The sequence below is a fragment of the Streptomyces sp. NPDC046862 genome, assembly GCF_040704615.1.
In the GTDB taxonomy this organism is placed as follows: domain Bacteria; phylum Actinomycetota; class Actinomycetes; order Streptomycetales; family Streptomycetaceae; genus Streptomyces.
Map to the genome: position 1 here is coordinate 33,306 of NZ_JBEYXP010000011.1, position 16,358 is coordinate 49,663.

Annotated in this window: 13 protein-coding genes and 1 pseudogene; 11 read left to right on the forward strand and 3 right to left on the reverse strand. The window is 69.1% G+C overall.

Going from position 1 to position 16,358, the window contains the following annotated elements:
• Nucleotides 1-8: 8 nt before the first annotated feature.
• Nucleotides 9-1,196 (reverse strand): acyl-CoA dehydrogenase family protein, encoded by a 1,188-nt coding sequence (locus tag AB0959_RS14340; RefSeq protein ID WP_366826700.1) that lies wholly within the window; start codon nucleotides 1,194-1,196, stop codon nucleotides 9-11.
• The gene (locus AB0959_RS14345) at nucleotides 1,193-2,320 is read right to left on the reverse strand and encodes an acyl-CoA dehydrogenase family protein (RefSeq protein ID WP_366826701.1); all 1,128 of its coding nucleotides are present in this window, start codon (nucleotides 2,318-2,320) and stop codon (nucleotides 1,193-1,195) included. Before AB0959_RS14345 ends, AB0959_RS14340 begins: the two co-directional genes overlap by 4 nt.
• A gap of 195 nt (nucleotides 2,321-2,515) precedes the next feature.
• Here AB0959_RS14345 and AB0959_RS14350 point away from each other — a divergent pair, with 195 nt between their 5' ends.
• From AB0959_RS14350 to trxA, 7 genes are all read left to right on the forward strand, one after another.
• Complete coding sequence (locus AB0959_RS14350; RefSeq protein WP_366826702.1) at nucleotides 2,516-3,310, forward strand: FCD domain-containing protein; 795 nt, start codon at nucleotides 2,516-2,518, stop codon at nucleotides 3,308-3,310.
• A gap of 450 nt (nucleotides 3,311-3,760) precedes the next feature.
• Nucleotides 3,761-4,498, forward strand: coding sequence for a hypothetical protein (locus tag AB0959_RS14355; RefSeq protein WP_366826703.1), 738 nt, complete (start codon nucleotides 3,761-3,763; stop codon nucleotides 4,496-4,498).
• Nucleotides 4,499-4,711: 213 nt separating this feature from the next.
• Nucleotides 4,712-6,649 (forward strand): NAD(P)/FAD-dependent oxidoreductase, encoded by a 1,938-nt coding sequence (locus tag AB0959_RS14360; protein ID WP_366826704.1) that lies wholly within the window; start codon nucleotides 4,712-4,714, stop codon nucleotides 6,647-6,649.
• 12 nt (nucleotides 6,650-6,661) lie between these two features.
• On the forward strand, nucleotides 6,662-7,597 hold the full coding sequence (locus AB0959_RS14365; RefSeq protein WP_366826705.1) for an alcohol dehydrogenase catalytic domain-containing protein: 936 nt from the start codon (nucleotides 6,662-6,664) through the stop codon (nucleotides 7,595-7,597).
• Nucleotides 7,598-7,658: 61 nt separating this feature from the next.
• Complete coding sequence (locus AB0959_RS14370; RefSeq protein ID WP_366826706.1) at nucleotides 7,659-9,044, forward strand: MFS transporter; 1,386 nt, start codon at nucleotides 7,659-7,661, stop codon at nucleotides 9,042-9,044.
• Nucleotides 9,045-9,104: 60 nt separating this feature from the next.
• Nucleotides 9,105-10,808: a hypothetical protein gene (locus AB0959_RS14375; RefSeq protein WP_366826707.1), complete on the forward strand. Its 1,704-nt coding sequence runs from the start codon at nucleotides 9,105-9,107 to the stop codon at nucleotides 10,806-10,808.
• 34 nt (nucleotides 10,809-10,842) lie between these two features.
• On the forward strand, nucleotides 10,843-11,169 hold the full coding sequence (gene trxA, locus AB0959_RS14380; RefSeq protein WP_366826708.1) for a thioredoxin: 327 nt from the start codon (nucleotides 10,843-10,845) through the stop codon (nucleotides 11,167-11,169).
• A 69-nt stretch (nucleotides 11,170-11,238) separates the two neighbouring features.
• Here the strand turns inward: trxA and AB0959_RS14385 are convergent, their stop codons facing one another.
• A complete protein-coding gene (locus AB0959_RS14385; protein WP_366826709.1) occupies nucleotides 11,239-12,021 on the reverse strand; it encodes an SDR family oxidoreductase in 783 nt (260 codons plus the stop codon).
• 236 nt (nucleotides 12,022-12,257) lie between these two features.
• Between AB0959_RS14385 and AB0959_RS14390 the strand changes: the two genes are divergently transcribed.
• The 4 genes and pseudogenes from AB0959_RS14390 to AB0959_RS14405 all read left to right on the forward strand — a co-directional run bounded on the left by AB0959_RS14390 (nucleotide 12,258) and on the right by AB0959_RS14405 (nucleotide 16,269).
• Nucleotides 12,258-13,280 (forward strand): GDSL-type esterase/lipase family protein, encoded by a 1,023-nt coding sequence (locus tag AB0959_RS14390; protein WP_366826710.1) that lies wholly within the window; start codon nucleotides 12,258-12,260, stop codon nucleotides 13,278-13,280.
• A gap of 511 nt (nucleotides 13,281-13,791) precedes the next feature.
• Nucleotides 13,792-14,583: an SDR family oxidoreductase gene (locus AB0959_RS14395; RefSeq protein ID WP_366826711.1), complete on the forward strand. Its 792-nt coding sequence runs from the start codon at nucleotides 13,792-13,794 to the stop codon at nucleotides 14,581-14,583.
• 130 nt (nucleotides 14,584-14,713) lie between these two features.
• Nucleotides 14,714-14,956: pseudogene (locus tag AB0959_RS14400) on the forward strand (SDR family oxidoreductase); the annotation flags it as partial.
• A gap of 482 nt (nucleotides 14,957-15,438) precedes the next feature.
• Nucleotides 15,439-16,269, forward strand: coding sequence for an IclR family transcriptional regulator (locus AB0959_RS14405; RefSeq protein ID WP_366826712.1), 831 nt, complete (start codon nucleotides 15,439-15,441; stop codon nucleotides 16,267-16,269).
• The last annotated feature ends 89 nt before the right edge of the window (nucleotides 16,270-16,358 follow it).

The window sequence follows — 16,358 nt, forward strand, 5'->3', positions numbered from 1 at the left end:
GGACGACCTCAGACCGAGGGCATGCCGGGATCGCGGGGGAGGCCGAGGACCTGCTCGGCGAGCGTGTTGCGCTGGATCTCGGCGGTCCCCGCGCCGATGGTGGAGGCGCGCGTGCGCAGGAAGCCGTAGAGCCACCTGCCGCGCTGGACCGCCTCCTCGGAGTCTCGACCCAGTAGGCCGGCCGGGCCGAGCACGTCGACGGCGAACTCGTGGACGTCCTGCTCGAAGGCGGTGATGTGCAGACGCGCCACGGAGGAGACCGGGCCCGGCTCTCCATGGGTGAGGATGTCGGAGATGGTGCGCTGCCCGTTGTAGCGCATGATCCGGACCCGGATCTCGAAGTCGGCCATCCGGTCGCGCACGTCCGCGTCGTCCAGCAGGCGCCGTTCGGCGAGGAGCTGCTGGAGTTCGCTGAGGACGCGCCGGTAGATCGCGGCCTGGTTCATGGCGCCCGCGGCGCGTTCGTGCCCCAGGCTGGTGCGGACCAGCGGCCAGCCCTCGTTCTCCTCACCGACCCGGTCGGCGACCGGCACCAGGACGTCGTCGAAGAACACCTCTGCGAACAGATGCCCCCCGGTCAGATCGCGCAGCGGCCGCACCTGCACGCCCGGGGCGTGCGCGTCGACGATGAGGTAGGTGATCCCGCGCTGCCGTGACTCTCGGGTGCCCGTGCGCACCAGCGTGAAGAAGACGTCGGCCCTGGAGGCGTGACTCGTCCACACCTTTTGCCCATTGACCACGTACATGTCGCCTTCCCGACGTGCGGTGGTGCGCAGGCTCGGCAGGTCGGAGCCGGCCTCCGGCTCGGAATAGCCCTGTGCCCACACGGTGTCCCCGCGCAGCATGGAGGGCAGCCAGCGCCGCTTCTGCTCGTCGCTGCCGAACTTGATGATCGTCGGCGCGGCGATGCCCAGGCCCGTCCCGACGGGGCCGGGCACCCGGGCGCGCGCCAGCTCCTCCTGGTACACCACCTGGTGGGCGAACGGCAGGTCCATCCCGCCGTACTGCTTGGGCCAGCCGGGCCCGGCGAAGCCGTGGTCGAAGAGTGTGGCCTGCCACGCGCGGGTCCAGGCGAAGCGCTCCTCGGGATCCCGTGGACGCCGGCCGGGACCGTGAGAGGCGAGGAAGTCCCGCAGCCGGGTGCGGAAGGCGTCGAGCGACTCCGGGGTCTGCGGGAGTGCCGAAGGGGTGGTCATGGGCGGGCTCCTCCTGCCGTGGTGAGCCGGGTGAGCCGGGCTCGTTCCTCGCGCGGCGTGCCGAACAGCAGCTCGGACGACTTGGCCCGGCGCAGGTAGAGGTGCGCGCGGTGCTCCCAGGTGAAGCCGATCCCGCCGTGGATCTGGATGTTCTCCTTGGCCGCGTGGGTGAACGCCTCGGAGCAGTAGGCGCGGGCCACGGTCGCCGCGATCGCCGCCTCGGTTCCGGGCGTGCCCACGACGGACCCGGCGAACCTGGCCGCCGACCGGGCGCACTCCACCTCGACGAGGAGCTGCGCGCACTTGTGCTTGATCGCCTGGAAGGAACCGATCGGCCGACCGAACTGCTCCCGTGTCGTGGCATGGTCGACGGCCATGTCGAGACACGCTGCGGCTCCTCCGACCTGCTCGGCGGCGAGCGCCGCCCGTACGAGGTCGTACACGGCCGCGATCCGGTCGCAGGCGTCGCCGTCACTGATCCTTGTCGCCGGGGTGGCGCCGAGGCGGATCCTTGCCAGAGGCCGCGTCGGGTCCAGGGAGTCCAGCACGGTGCGGGTCAGACCGGGTGCGTCCGCCGGTACGGCGAAGACCCCGAGACCGTCGGGGCACCGCGCGGTCACGAGCAGCAGGTCGGCGGTGTGGCCGTCGACGACGTACGTTTTCGTGCCGGAGAGCACCCAGCCGTCACGCTGGTGCTCGGCCACGGTCGCCAGGGCGTCGCCGTCCCATGGGGCACTCGGTTCACCTGTTGCCAGGGCGGCGGTGAGCGCCCCCGAGGCGATACCCGGAAGCCACCGCTCCCGCGCCGTCTCGTCACCGCACCGCGCCAGAGCCTGGCCGGCCAGCGCGACGGTCGCGAAGAAGGGACTCTGACAGAGGGTGCGGCCCATCTCCTCCAGAACGACACCCAGTTCGGCCGGACCGAGTCCGGCGCCACCGTATCGCTCGGGCACGGCGAGACCGGTGAGGCCCAGCTCACCGGAGAGCTGTCGCCAGAGGGCCGGGTCGTAGTTCTCCGGGTGGGTGCCGGAGGGTGGCGGCCTGCGGCCAACGGCCTTGTCGTAGAGGAATCCGCGCACCAGCAGGCGCAGTTCCTCCTGTCCCTCGTCGAGACTGAGGCTCATCGCGCGTCCACCGACATCATCATGCCCTTCACGCATCTTGACGTTAGCAGCGATTGGATAAATTAGTAAACTGATTTGGGAGTGGAGTGCCAGGTCATCCCGCTCAGCGGGAGTGTTCAGGAGGGCTGGGGTGCGGCAGGACGGCCTTGCGGGGAGGCGGGTGATGAGACTGCCTAATCAAGTACACTCATTGCCATGAGTGCCACACTGGGGTCGCAAGTCGGTCAGACTGTCCGCGCGCCCAAGACGGCGGAGCTGATTGCGGCGCAGCTGCGCCGCCGGATCGTCCAGGGTGAGCTCATCCCCGGCGAGACCCTGCCGCCCGAAATGCAGCTCATGGAGCAGTTCGGTGTCTCGCGGCCCACCCTGCGAGAGGCATTCCGCATCCTCGAGGCCGAGATGCTCATCAGTGTCCGTCGCGGCAGCCGGGGTGGCGCTCAGGTCATGGCGCCGGATTTCTCGGTGGCGGCCCGACACGTCGGACTGCTCCTGCAGATGCAGGGGACCACCGTCGACGACGTCTACGAAGCCCGGATGGTCGCTGAGCCGGCGTGCGCGCGCATGCTGGCCAAGCGTCGTACCAAGCAGGACCTCGCCGATCTCAGCGAGGTGGTGACGGAGCTGCAGTCCGCGGTCGAGTCGAAGGACGACGCCGTGCCCGATCCGGCTCAGTGGTCGCGGCTCACCTACCGGTTCCACGAGCTGATCATGGAGCGTTCGGGCAACAAGACCATGGCGGTCCAGGGGGCGGTCCTCCAGGAGATCGTGGCGACCCACCTCGAACTGCGCGTCGCCCGGAACTTCGACAAGACCGAGTCGCCCGAGCGCTTCCAGCGCGCCATCAAGGCGTACAAGCGCCTTGTGACCCTGGTCGAGGCTCGGGACGCCGAGAGCGCCGAGCGGCACTGGCGCAACCACATGAAGGTCGCGGCCACTTATCTCCTCAAGGACGACCTTCGCAACAAGCCCGTGGTGGACCTCTTCTCCTGACCGGGCCGGCCGCCCTGGCGGATTTCCGCCTGCGATGACGCGCCCGCTCTTGGCTGACGCCTGACGCCGCGCTCCGCAAGTAGTGTCCCGGTCAGCGGTACAGGCGGCCGACGGGCGACAGCCGCCACCTACTCTCCTGATGTTGGATCCAGCCGACCGGGCACCGCGCCCATCGGACGCTGCCGGCCCCAGGAGAGCCGCGATGCGAGGCGAGGACGACGTCACCATGACGACGCAGCCGGACTTCCGCATCGACGGAGGCGTGGAACGGGTCGGAGGGAAACGAGCCGACGCGGTTTCCTCGATGTGTTGACCAAGCCGCGCTTCTCTGTCTTTTCGTAGTGCCCGCAACCAGGTGAACGGCGCCGCGGTCGGCTCTCCCTTTTCTCGGCCTCATCGGCTGCGACGTCCAGGCAGTACCCGAACATGCGAAGGATCAAGGGAGATCCCATGGACGAAAAGCTGAAGTTCAAGCTCTATCGTATGTCGGTCTGGTGCGGCGTGGTGGTGGCGATAGCCAACACGCTCGCGTTCTCGGTCTTTGGGCATCTTTCGCCGCCCGTCTCGCCGTCGGACAACGCCCAGGAGGTGGCCAACTTCCTGACGGAGCACCGGACCGGCATCCTGTGGGCCGTGGTCACGATGGGCGTCTTCGCCCCGTTCTTCTATCCGTTCGCCGTCATCACGAGCCTGCAGATGCGCCGGATCGAGGGTGGCTGGGGTCTGCTGTCGATGATCCAGCTGACGACGGCCGTCGTCGCGCCGACGGGATGGGTCTACCCGCTCGCGGTGCTGGCCACGGCCGCTTACCGTCCGGGCCGGAATCCCGAGCTGATGCAGCTCCTCAGTGACCAGTTCTGGCTCACATACGTGGGCGTCGCCGTCATCTTCGTCGTCAACGTCGCGGTGATCGGAGTCTCGTCCTTCGTCGACCGGCGGCCCGAGCCCATCTTCCCCCGGTGGTTCGGCTGGCTCAACTTCGTGCTGGCGGCCGCCTTCTTCCCCGGGGTGTTCGTGTACGTGGCGACCGACGGTCCGTTCGCCTGGGACGGTGTGTTCACACTCGTGATCCCGTCCGTCGCGTTCGTCGTCTGGAAGATCGCGATGATCGTTGTGCTGCTGCGGGCGGTCAAGTCGGAGGAGCGCGAAGTGCTGGGACGGCAGGCAGCCGTGCCGGCGGCGGCCTGAGAGGGTACGAAGCGTAGGCCGAACTCCCCATTTTGTATGGGGAGTTCGGTTTTCGCCTTTCGGAAGACTGCCAGAGGTGTCGCACGGTGGTGACGCCACCATGGAGTGCATGTATCTTGCAGTCGACTCCATGAGTAGATTAAGTTAACTCATTGATCCTGATGTACGGATGGTTGCCCGCACGTACGGGCGCGCCGGCAGGGAAGGAGCCGCATGACCGAGGAAGGCAGGCTCGCTACGGAAGCGCCACAGCAGGTGGACGCGGCGTTCATCAACCGCGCGCTGGACGACGCCGACCTGAACGCGCTCAGGCTCGCGCTGTATCAGGCCACCGAAGACGAGTCTCTGCTCGAACTACCGCTGAAGACCACCCCCATGTACGGCGGCGCGCTCAACCAGACCGTCGTGGCCGAGGAGGCGGTGGCGACCCTGCGGGACAGGGTGACGGAGTTCCTGCTCAACAAGCCGACCGACTTCACGGAGGTGAAACCGGACGACGCCCGGCTGCGCCGTATGTACGAGGCCTTCCGCAACGAGGAGCTCACCGACCGGGACTGGGCGTACCGGCGTGACCTCGCCGCCTTCGACGACCACCCCCGGCTGGCTCAGTGGGCAGGGGCCAGGCCCGCCCTCCCCGAGGGCTTCCACGTGGCGGTCATCGGCGCCGGTTTCGGCGGCATCGCCGTGGCCGTCCAGCTGGAGCACCTCGGCATCCCCTACACGGTGTACGAGCGGCGCTCGGAACTGGGCGGCACCTGGAGCATCAACGCCTATCCCGATGTGCGGGTGGACACCACCAACTTCCTCTACCAGTTCTTCTTCGAGAAGAACTATCCGTGGACCGAGTACTTCGCGCGGGCCGGCGAAGTGCGTGAGTACCTGGAGCACGTGGCCAAGAAGTACGGCGTCTTCGAGCACATCAGCTTCGACAGCGACGTGAAGGAAGCCGTCTTCGACGCGACGACGGGCACCTGGTCGATCGACGCCGTCGTCGACGGTCGGCCGCGGCGGCTCACCGCCAACGCCGTGGTGAGCGCCAGCGGCCTGTTCGCCACACCCAAGCGCCTCGACACCCCGGGCATCGAGGACTTCCAGGGCGAGATCGTGCACACCGCCGAGTGCACCGGCGACGAGCTGCTCGACGGCCGCGACGTCGCCATCATCGGCAACGGCTCCACCGGCGTGCAGATGCTGTCCCATGTGCGCAGCCGTGCCCGGAGCGTGGGCGTCTTCCAGCGCACCCCGCAGTGGATCAGCCCCCGGGAACGCTACGGCGAGCCCATCCCGCCCGAGACCCGCTGGCTGCTGGACACGATGCCGTACTACTGGAACTGGTACTGCTACTCGATCGCCACCCTTCGGCTGGGCGGTCAGGTCCTCCAGGAGCCGGACCCGGAGTGGCAGGCCGCGGGAGGCCTGGTCAACGAGGCGAACGACGGCTATCGCGAGAGCCTCGTTCAGTACATCAAGGCCAAGTTGGGCAACCGGCCCGACCTGTGGGAGAAGCTGATCCCCCGGCACGCCCCCATGGCCCGCCGGCTCATCGTCGACAACAACTGGTACGCCTCGCTGCTCGAGGACAACGTCGAGCTGGTCACGGAGACGATCGAGCGGTTCACCCCGACCGGCATCCGCACCGTGGACGGCAAGGAGCGCCCCTACGACCTCGTCTTCACGGCCACCGGGTTCTCCACCCAGAAGTACCTGTGGCCGACCACCTACCGCGGCCTGGGCGAGGAGACGCTGGAGGACCGGTGGAGCGATCCCGGGGGCGGCGGGCCGCGCGCCTATCTCAGCATCACGGTGCCCGACTTCCCGAACCTGTTCATCATGTACGGCCCCAACTCGCAGAACCGGTCGGGCTCGCTGATCGTGTGGATGGAGACCTGGGCCCGGTACACGGCCGAAGCACTCGTCGCCCTCATCGAGGGGGGCCACAGGTATCTGACCGTCCGCGACGAGGTCTTCGAGGACTACAACCGCCGGCTGGACGAGGCGTTGCTCTCCCTCATCTGGTACGACCCGGGATCCAAGGACCGCAACTACTACGTGAACGAGTTCGGACGGCAGCAGGTCAACGTGCCCTGGAGGCTGGAGGAGTACCACGAACTCCTGGCGAGGTTCAAACCCGAGGACTACGACTTCGCCTGAGGGCGGACCGCGATGAGGGCGGTGCGCGGGGCGCCGCCGGGGGTCGAGGTCGTCGAGACCGAGCTGCCCGGCGGGGCGGGAGGGCTGGTGCGGGTGGCCGTGGTGGGCATCTGCGGCTCGGACCTGAGGTACCTGAGGCGGGGCAGCACACAGATCATCGGGCACGAGATCGCCGCGACCACGGCGGACGGCACGGCCGTCGCCGTGGAGGGCGTGGCCCGGTGCGACACCTGCGAGTGGTGCGGCGCCGGCCGGCACAACATGTGCCGGGCGGCGGGCCGCGACATCCTCGGCATGACCGTGTCGGGAGGCATGGCGGAGTACTTCAGAGCACCCCGGTCGGCGCTGGTACCGCTGCCGGCCGGGCTGTCGCCCGACGACGCCGTGCTGGTCGAGCCGGGCGCCGTCGCCTGGCACGCCTGCCGCAAGGGCGAGGCGGGACCGGCCACCCGGGTCGCGGTGGTGGGGGCGGGTAGCATCGGGCTCCTCGCCACGGCCGCCGCCCTGTGGATGGGAGCGCCGGAAGCCGCTCTGGTGGCCAGGCATCCGTTCCAGGCCGAGGCGGGTGAACGCCTCGGTACGACCCAGCCATCGGGCCTGTACGACGTCGTCGTCGAGGCGAGCGGCAGCGAGAACGGGCTGACGCGGGCGATCGAGCTGGTGCGCCCCCTCGGCACCGTGGTGACGGTCGGCGTCTTCACGCCCGACGTCACCTGGCCCTACAAGGCCGCGTTCCTCAAGGAGGCACAGGTCGTGCCCTCCATGGCGTACGCGCAGGACGTCACGGGCACGCGCGAGTGCGCCTGCTCGGCGCGGATGCTGGCGGACCGGCCGGAGATCGCGCGCACCCTGATCACCCACCGGTTCGGCATCGACGAAGCCCCACGCGCCTTCGAGCCGGCCGCCTCCCGGCCACCGGGGACTTTCAAGGTCGTCGTCCATCCGTGACACGGCGGGCCTGCGCACGCTCGGTTCACCGACAATCCGACACCGTCGGGCGGAGACAAAGATGTCGCAAGCCATACCCAACCCGGCCATGCCGCGCGAGACCGGGAATGCCCGATCGACCGCCGCGCGGGTGGGGACCGCGAGCATGCTCGGGACGTTCATCGAGTTCTACGACTTCACCTGTTACGGCTTCCTGGTCGTCTACATGGCCCCCCTGTTCTTCCCGTCGGACGACCCGGCGACAGGGATCCTCACCTCGCTGGGCGTCTACGGGGTGGGGTATCTCGCCCGCCCCCTCGGCGCGTTGTTCTTCGGTCGGCTCGGCGACCGGCGCGGCCGGCGCTTCGCCCTGCTGGTGACCGTCATCGGCATGGGCAGTGCCACGACCGTGATGGGGCTGCTGCCTACGTACGGCACGGCGGGGGTCGCCGCCCCCGTCCTGCTGATCGCTGTCCGGATGGTGCAGGGCTTCTGCGCAGGCGGGGAGATCGGCGGCGCCGCCACGCTGGTGTCGGAGTCCGACGGCGGCCGCAAACGGGGCCGGTTCCAGGCGGTGATACCCCTGGGGTCGAGCCTGGGCGTCGCCGTCTCCCCGGCGATCGTCGGTGTGCTGGTGACGGTGCTGGGCCCGAAGGACATGGCGCACTGGGGCTGGCGCGTTCCGCTGCTGCTGTCCGCCCTGATGACGCTCGCGGTGGTGATGTACCGGGTACGTCTCGACGACTCCCCGGAGTTCCGGTCCCTGGCCGCGGCCGAGGCGGTCGAACGGTCGCCCGTGCTCGCCGCCCTGCGCGGTCACTGGCGGATGATCACGGTTTCCGCGGTGCTCAATCTCGTCGTCACCATGGTGCTCGGCGTGCTGGTCAACTACATGAGCGTCTACCTGCTGTCCGTCCTGGGCGTGCCGGCCCTGAAGGTGTACTGGCTGTCAGCCGTCTGTCTGTTCCTCGGTGCCTCCGGCTTCCTCGTGGGCGGCTGGTGGACCGACCGCTTCGGACGCGGCTCGGCGATGCTGCTGGGCTACGGCGGTGCGGCGGCCCTGATCTTCCCGCTCCTCTACGGCATGCGGGCAATCAGCTCCGGCGGCGGTTGGGCGCTCGTCGGAGCGGGCGCCCTGTACGTCCTGGCCCTGGCGTTCGGTTACGCGGCGGCCCCGGCGATGTACGTCACGTTGACCCAGGCGTTCCCGACCGAGGTCCGTTACACGGCGGCGTCCTTCGCCTACAACGCCGGGGCCGTCGCCGGCGGCGGACTCACCCCCTACCTGGCCGCGCAGTTGACCGAGTCCGGAGGCCCGAGGGCGGCCGGTTGGCTGGTGGTCGCCGCCGCCGTCACCGGGGTCACGGTGATGTCGCTCCTGACGTCGGGGAGGCGGGAGCCGTCAATCTCCGGCGGGAGTATTGACGGACCGGGAGTCTCCAATCGTATAACTGATACAGATAACTGAACTGATGGATTCCCGGAGGGCGGCACATTCCCGCCGCACTCCACCCGTTGAGGAGAGGCCGTGACGATCGAAGCCGGCGCAGACCTGGCCACCGTCGAGGTGGTCAACCCGACCGCGAACAAGCTGGATTCCGCGGCGAACCCTCTGGCCCCGCGACTGGACACACTGAACGGAAAGGTGCTGGGCCTGCTGTCCAACAGCAAACCCAACGCCGAGAACGCGCTGCGAGCGGTGGCGGAGAAGATCAAGGAGACGTACCCCGATCTCAAGATACGCCTGTACGCCGGCTCCATCCGCTTCGAGCCCGAGCTGCTGAGGCGGGCCATCGAGGAGAGCGACGCCCTCATCGGGGCCACGGCGGACTGCGGTGCCTGCACCTCGTGGCTGATCCACGACGGCGCCCAGGCCGAGAAGGCGGGCGTGCCACAGGTGACGATCGTGGCCCGGGGCTTCGAGCGGGACACCGGCACGAGCGCCAAGGTGTTCGGCGTCCCCGGGTTGAAGTACGTGGTGGTGCCCCGCGTCTTCACCGCACTCACGGCGGAGCAGGCGGCAGAGCAGACCCTTCCGACGGCGGACGACGTCATCAAAGCCCTCGTCACGTCCCCCGGCGACGCCACCGTGGCCGTCGAGGATCCGGAGGAGGACCGGGAGTGGCAGGAGACGTACACCTTCCAGGGTGCCGACGCGGCGGAGGCCGTCGAGGCGTTCAACACGTTCTACCTGGAGAAGGACTTCGGTGACGGTCTGCCGCTGAACCCGCCGACCAGGGCGAAGGTGGAGGCGATCATCGAGGCCCAGGGGCGGCCCCGGGACGAGTTGGTCCTCACCGTCCCCCCGCTGCACGGCCACGGAACCCTGGAGCGGATCGCGGTCAGCGCGGCCATGGCGGGGTGCCGTCCGGAGGAACTGCCCGTCGTGATCGCCGCACTCAAGGCCATCGCTGCCTGCCCCCCTCCCATGAACCTCTCGGTCCTGATGTCGACCGGGGCCTTCGCGCCCGTGATCCTCGTCAACGGCCCCCTCGTGAAGAAGCTCGGAATCAACAGCGGGCGCAGCCCGCTCGGGCCGGGCCTGAACAACCGGGTCAACATCCGCATAGGGCGGGCGGTCGCCCTCGCGCTGCGCAACATCGGCGCATGGATCCCTGGGCGCATGGATCTCGACACGATCGGCACCGTGCGCAAGAACATCCAGGTGCTGGGGGAGAACGAGGACGAGAGCCCCTGGGAGCCGTACCAGGTCGGCCAAGGCCTGCGCCCCGACGACAGCACGGTGACGGTGATCCACACGGTGGGCGAGTGGGACCTCGGCTCCAACCACGGGCCGGCGGACCGCCGCATCCGGTCCATCGCGGCGCGCACGCCGACGCTCACCCAGGTCGGCTTCATGACCAGCACCTTGGCCGGCCTTCTGGGCAACGAGGACGGTCTGTTCTACCTGCTGCCCCCGGAGACGGCGAAGAGGTTCTCGGACGCGGGGCTGAGCAAGGACGCCGTGAAGCGGTTCCTGCTGCACAACATCCGGCCCCGGATCTCCGACGTGATCGCGCCGTTCATCGATTTCCGCGAGCGCGGCCTGGTCCGGCCCGAGTGGGAGTGGCTGTTCCAGCTCACTCCGGAGGAGCAGCGCACGCAGACGGTCCAGGCGTTCAACGATCCGGCCGCGATCAACATCGCCGTGGCCGGGCACGGAACGCCCAAGGAGTTCGTCTTCGGCACGATGACCACGCCGATCACCGAGAAGATCGCTGCCGTCGGCTAGGTCCGCGCCGAGGCGGAGGAAGGAGGGCGTGATCGTGACAGCAACTGTTCGCGCGGTCAACGACGACGACTTCGACGAGGCCGTCCAGGGGTCCGGCCGGCCGGTGCTCGTGGACTTCTGGGCCCCGTGGTGCGGTCCGTGCCGGGCGATGGGGCCCATCCTGGACGCGATGGCCGAGGCGCACGACGGAACCCTCGACATCGTGAAGGTCAATCTCGACGAGAGCCCGCAGGCGGCCCAGAAGCACGGGGTCTCCTCGATCCCCGCGCTCCTGCTGTTCTCCCGGGGTGAGGTGGTGACGACGCTCGTCGGAGCCAAGCCGCGCACGGTGATCGAGAAGGCCATCGCAGCGTACCTGTGACGCGGGAGAGCGACAGCGGGGCGGGCGGGCCTGGCATTCCCGGCTCCGCCCGCCCCGCTTCCGCATGTGTCAGAGCTTGGTGTAGGCGAACCTCCTGCCCGCGCCTCCGTCGACCACCAGTGTCTGGCCCGTGATCCACGCCGACAGGTCGGTGAGGAAGAACAGGACGGCCGACGCGATGTCGCTCGTCCTGCCCACCCTTCCCAGCGGCACCTGTGCGGCGGCCTTGTCGTAGTAGTCGGGCTCGGGGTGCCGCTCCGCCACGCGAGGGGTCGCTGTCTGGCCGGGGGCGACGACGTTGACCCGGATGCCGGGGCCCAGTTCGAGGGAGGCTGTGCTGACCAGGTTCGCGAGGCCGGCCTTCGCGGCGCCGTACACGGCGTGGCCGGGGGCGGACCGCAGGCCCGAGATGGAGCCGACGAACACCATCGAACCGCCCTCGGTCATGGCCTTCGCGCCGATCTGCAGGGCGAGGAAGGCGTGACGGAGGTTCAAGTCGAGTCCCCGGTACCAGAGTTCGTCGGTCACCTCGCTGAGCGGGCCGTTGTCGGACATGCCGATGATGTCGGCCAGCCCGTGGATCGGTCCGAAGTGCCGCACCGCCTCGCCGACGAACCGCTCGACCGCTGCACGGTCGGTCGCGTCACCGGTGAGCGCCAGGCCGTCGACCTCCTCGGCGACCGCCTTGGCCCGATCCTGGTCCATGTCGACCACGGACACCTTGGCGCCGACGCTCGCCGCGGCGAGACAGGTCTGCCGGCCGATGCCCAGCCCCCCGCCGAGCACGAGTACGTGCTTGCCCTCCAGTCCGATCAGACCGCGGTAGTCCGGGGTGAGTTCCGTGATGCCCATCGTGCCTCCCTCAGTGGTGAGGGGCCGGTCCGCAGGAGCGTCGTGAAAGGTGGTGACGGTTCCTTGACGCTGGACGGAGCCACCTCGTTAATATAGCCATATCCGTTTAGTAAGTTAGACGATTCGCAGAGAAGCGTTCAATGCTCCGGCCGACGTCCGGGGCCGAGCAGGCGGATACCGCGGCCGTGGTGACGCACGGATCCGCATTCGCTGCCCGATGGAGAGGTGATCCCCGAATGATCCGGGTTCAGCCGGAACGCTTTCTCCGTGGTGTCCTGCCGGGACTGTCGTGGGCCGACAACTGCTCGCGTCTGCCGGTCGCCGGGTGCGCGAAGCTGACCGCCGACACCGTGCGGGCCGCCCGCGTGCCCGCCGGCGTCCATCTGGCCTTCACCGGCCCTGTGTCGACGGTCGAGCTGACAGTGGAGGTGGGGGAGCGGACCACCGTGCCGGCTCCCACCGTGGTACCCGAGACCTTCGTCGTACGGGTCCCGGGGAGCTTGCCGCAGGAGGTTCCCCTGCCGCCCGAGGGTGGGAGGGTGCCGGTGCGGTTGCCGGAGCGGGATCCGCACAGTGCCGTACGCGTCTACCTGCCGGAGACGACCGAGGTGAGGATCGTCGGACTCGCGGGCGACCGCCCGCTGGAAGATGCTCCGCGGGGCCCTCGATGGATCGTGTACGGCGATTCCATCACGCAGGGCTGGTCGGTCACTGCGCCCGGCCTGGCGTGGCCCTCACGTGTCGCCGACGCCCTCGGGCTGGACCTGGTCAACCTCGGCTTCGCCGGCGCGGCGCGCGGCGAGATCCTGACCGCCGACGTCGTTGCCGCATCCGGGGCCGAGGCCGTGGCCCTGGCCTGGGGGACCAACGCATACTCGTCGCTGCCGACGAGCGTCACCCAGATCGCCGAGGCCATGCGGCTCTATCTCACCGCCCTGCGCGCAGGGCTGCCGGAAGTCCCCGTCGTCGTGATGAGTCCGATCGTCCGTCCGGACGCGGAGGATGTCCCCAACCGTTTCGGCGCGAGTCTCGCCGATCTCCGTGCGGCGCTGGAGGGGGCGGTGGGCCGGTTCGCCGTGGCGACCGGAGACGACCGCGTCGTGCTCGTTCCGGGACTGGATCTGATGCCGGCCGAACATCTCGTGGATGGCATTCACCCGGGCGACGAGGGACACCGCAGCCTTGCCGAGGGCGTGGCTCCCCACGTCGCCGCCGGACTCGGACTGCAGGTGGGACGGGTAGGGGTTGGTACGACATGACGAGCCGTCCAAGACGGGTCGGCCCCCTCTTCGAAGTAGCCGGGCCGACAGCGTGTCCCCAGGCGCACCCGCCGTGAGGCCCGACCGGCGTACAGCCCCGTAGCGACAACCCAGGCCAGGCCGGTCATGAACCCCCGGCGGACCGCAGGCCGTTCTCCGCCCGAAGTACACCCCACGCACTGGCCCGACGCATCACGATCCGATCGAACGGCGACGGTGGGAGCGCCATCATCCCACCCGCCTCAGCCGGCCGCTTTCGCAGTGCACCTCTCTCGTTCCCGGCCGCCCGTGTCCATCCCCCTGACGACGACACCCGTGCAGCCGCGTCCCGGCGCCCGCTCTCCGAGTCCGGCCGATGCCGCGACCGGTGAACGGTCATGTCGTCGAAAGGTGGACCTCCCCACCGTCATCACCAGCACAACTGGCGAAAGAAAAGAGGCGTATCCGTAAGCCGTTGACCAGTGACGCGCACAAGCACAGCACCGCCGCACCGCGGCGGGGGAGGAGCGAGATGGACCTGGCGAACATGTTCCGGCTGACCGGCAAGGTGGCGGTGGTCACGGGCGGTGGGAGCGGCATCGGGCGGGCCGCGGCGGGCGTGCTCGCCGCAGCAGGCGCCAGGGTCGTCGTCGCCGACCTCGATGTGGAGGGCGCCGAGAAGACCGTGGCCGGCGTCGAGGCGGACGGCGGGAAAGCCGTGGCACGCCAGGTGGACGTGGCCGATCCGGACGCCGTGAACGCGTTGGTCGACGAGACCGTCTCCGGGTTCGGGCAGCTCGATGTCCTGGTCAACAACGCGGGCATCATGGTCCGCCGTCCGCTCACGGAGGTCCCACCGGACGAGTTCGACCGGGTCCTGTCGGTCAACCTCAAGAGCGTTCTCTACGGCAGCCAGGCCGCTGCCCGTGTGATGCGGCCGGGATCGAGCATCGTCAACACCCTCTCCACGATCATCGACTTCTCCACCCCCGGCACCGGCTCCTACGCCGCCGCGAAGAAGGGCGGCGAGGCTCTGACCCGTACCTTCGCGGTCGAACTGGGTCCTCGGGGCATCCGGGTCAACGGCATCGCTCCGGGCTGGACGGACACCGGCATCACCCGGGAGCGCCACATGGACGAGACGGGTGAGTTCCAGCAGAACGGGTTCGACGAACTCGCGGACAAGATGGCCACCGCCACTCCGCTGGGCAGGGTCGCCGAGGCGGTCGACTCGGCCTGTGCCGTCCTCTATCTGGCGTCCGAGGCGAGCCGCTGCGTCACCGGACACGTGATCCGCGTCAACGGCGGCGCGTCCATGGCTTGAGAGGCGATCATGACAGGAAGACTGCACGGCAGGGTGGTACTGATCACCAGGTCCGCGCGCGGCCGGAGCGTCTGTGAGGCGACTCTGTTCGCACGCGAGGGCGCCGAGGTGATCGTCAGCGACACACTGGATGACCGCGGCGAGGCGACCGCACGCTCGCCGCAAGGTACCTGTCTCCACCTCGACCGCCGCCGACGCCGTGCGCGACAGGTTCGGGCGCCTGGACGTCGTGGTCAGCAACGCAGGGATCGCGTTCTCACGACCGGGCAGGGTGGACGAGCTCGAGGTCGAGGACCATCTTGGGCTGTTCGACGTCAGCGTCCACGGGGCCTTCTACGGCATCTGTGCTCTGGTTTCCCCTCTGCAGACGGGTCAATCCGGGTCAACTCCCCGCACCCGGGGGCCATCGACACACCCCCGGCCCGCTCGCTCGGTGAGCCCCGGTCGGCGAGGCGGGCCCGCACAGTGGGCCGGAAGCCCCTGCCCCGTATGGGCCGGCCCGAGGAGGTCGCAGCCATGGCCCTCTTCCTCGCCTCGGACGAGGCGTCGCACTGCACCGGAGCCCAGTTCACCTCCGACGGCGGTCACCTCGCATGCCCCGACCGGGAGTTACCCGTGTGATCTCCGACGGGCCGGCACACCCGTCGCGTTCCGGCCGACCGTCCGCGGACCGGTCACCGAGTGCCGACCTCTCTCCGACCAGTCAGAGCGAGCCGCTCCGACCAAGAGCGGGCTCCGCGCGGAGCCCGCAGTGATCTGACGACGCAGAGCCGATGAAGTCTTTCCCATGAGGGACCCGTTGGACGACGCCCGGCGCCGCACGGTCCGCCGTCCAGGGATGCTCAGGAGGTCACCGTGTCCGAATCCCCCTCCAGCATGGTCGACAGGGTCGTCATGATCCTGGGTGTCTTCGAGCGGTCCTCCGGACCGCTCAATCTGGGGCAGATCAGCGCCCGCAGCGGTCTCCCGCGCTCCTCCGTGCACCGCATACTGCAGCAGCTGGTCAACGCACGCCTGTTGAGCAGGTATGACAATGAGTACCGGCTCGGACTACGCATGTTCGAGATCGGCAGCCTGGTCGTGCACCGCACTCGGATGAGCGATGCCGCCAGGCCCTTGTTGCAGGAACTGTGCGCGGCCACGGGACATGTGGTGCATCTGGCGGTGCTCAACCAGCAGGACGTCGTCTACCTGGAGCGGATCGGCGGGGCGTTCGCCAGCACCCTGCCCTCCCGGGTGGGAGGCCGTCTCCCGGCCCACTGCACCGCGGTGGGCAAGGCGATCCTCGCGTACTCCCCGAGGGACATGGTGGACGAGTACCTCTGGAGCGGCCTGTGCCGCCGTACCGACGCGAGCATCGCCACGCCGCAGAGCCTGGAAGGCGCTCTCACCAGGATCCGCAGCACCGGATACGCCACCGACATCGGCGAGGCCGTGTCCACGGTGTCGTGCGTGGCTGCACCCATCCTCGTCATGGACCAGGCGATCGCCGGTATCTCGGTGTGCGGCCCCAAGGAACGTATCCGCGTCGACGAGTTGAAGTTCCGGGTCAAGTGGATAGCCGCCGAGATATCCCGTCGTCTGATGGCGACGTCCACCCCGCGCTCGCGTCCGCGCCCTCTGATCACTTCTGTCCCGCTCAGCGGACACATGGCGTCCGCCGCGGTGGCCGACACAGGACGATGAGTGCGTGATGGACGAAGCGGTGATGACCGCGAGCCCGCGACCAGCGGCACCGGCCGTGAACCGCCGGCCGTGCAGGCCGACCTTCAGCG

Bases quoted from the DNA above. Each gene is read 5' to 3' on its own strand.
- AB0959_RS14340 (WP_366826700.1), bottom strand. From the start codon at position 1,196: ATGACCACCCCTTCGGCACTCCCGCAGACCCCGGAGTCGCTCGACGCC.
- AB0959_RS14345 (WP_366826701.1), bottom strand. From the start codon at position 2,320: ATGAGCCTCAGTCTCGACGAGGGACAGGAGGAACTGCGCCTGCTGGTG.
- AB0959_RS14350 (WP_366826702.1), top strand. From the start codon at position 2,516: ATGAGTGCCACACTGGGGTCGCAAGTCGGTCAGACTGTCCGCGCGCCC.
- AB0959_RS14355 (WP_366826703.1), top strand. From the start codon at position 3,761: ATGGACGAAAAGCTGAAGTTCAAGCTCTATCGTATGTCGGTCTGGTGC.
- AB0959_RS14360 (WP_366826704.1), top strand. From the start codon at position 4,712: ATGACCGAGGAAGGCAGGCTCGCTACGGAAGCGCCACAGCAGGTGGAC.
- AB0959_RS14365 (WP_366826705.1), top strand. From the start codon at position 6,662: ATGAGGGCGGTGCGCGGGGCGCCGCCGGGGGTCGAGGTCGTCGAGACC.
- AB0959_RS14370 (WP_366826706.1), top strand. From the start codon at position 7,659: ATGTCGCAAGCCATACCCAACCCGGCCATGCCGCGCGAGACCGGGAAT.
- AB0959_RS14385 (WP_366826709.1), bottom strand. From the start codon at position 12,021: ATGGGCATCACGGAACTCACCCCGGACTACCGCGGTCTGATCGGACTG.
- AB0959_RS14390 (WP_366826710.1), top strand. From the start codon at position 12,258: ATGATCCGGGTTCAGCCGGAACGCTTTCTCCGTGGTGTCCTGCCGGGA.
- AB0959_RS14395 (WP_366826711.1), top strand. From the start codon at position 13,792: ATGGACCTGGCGAACATGTTCCGGCTGACCGGCAAGGTGGCGGTGGTC.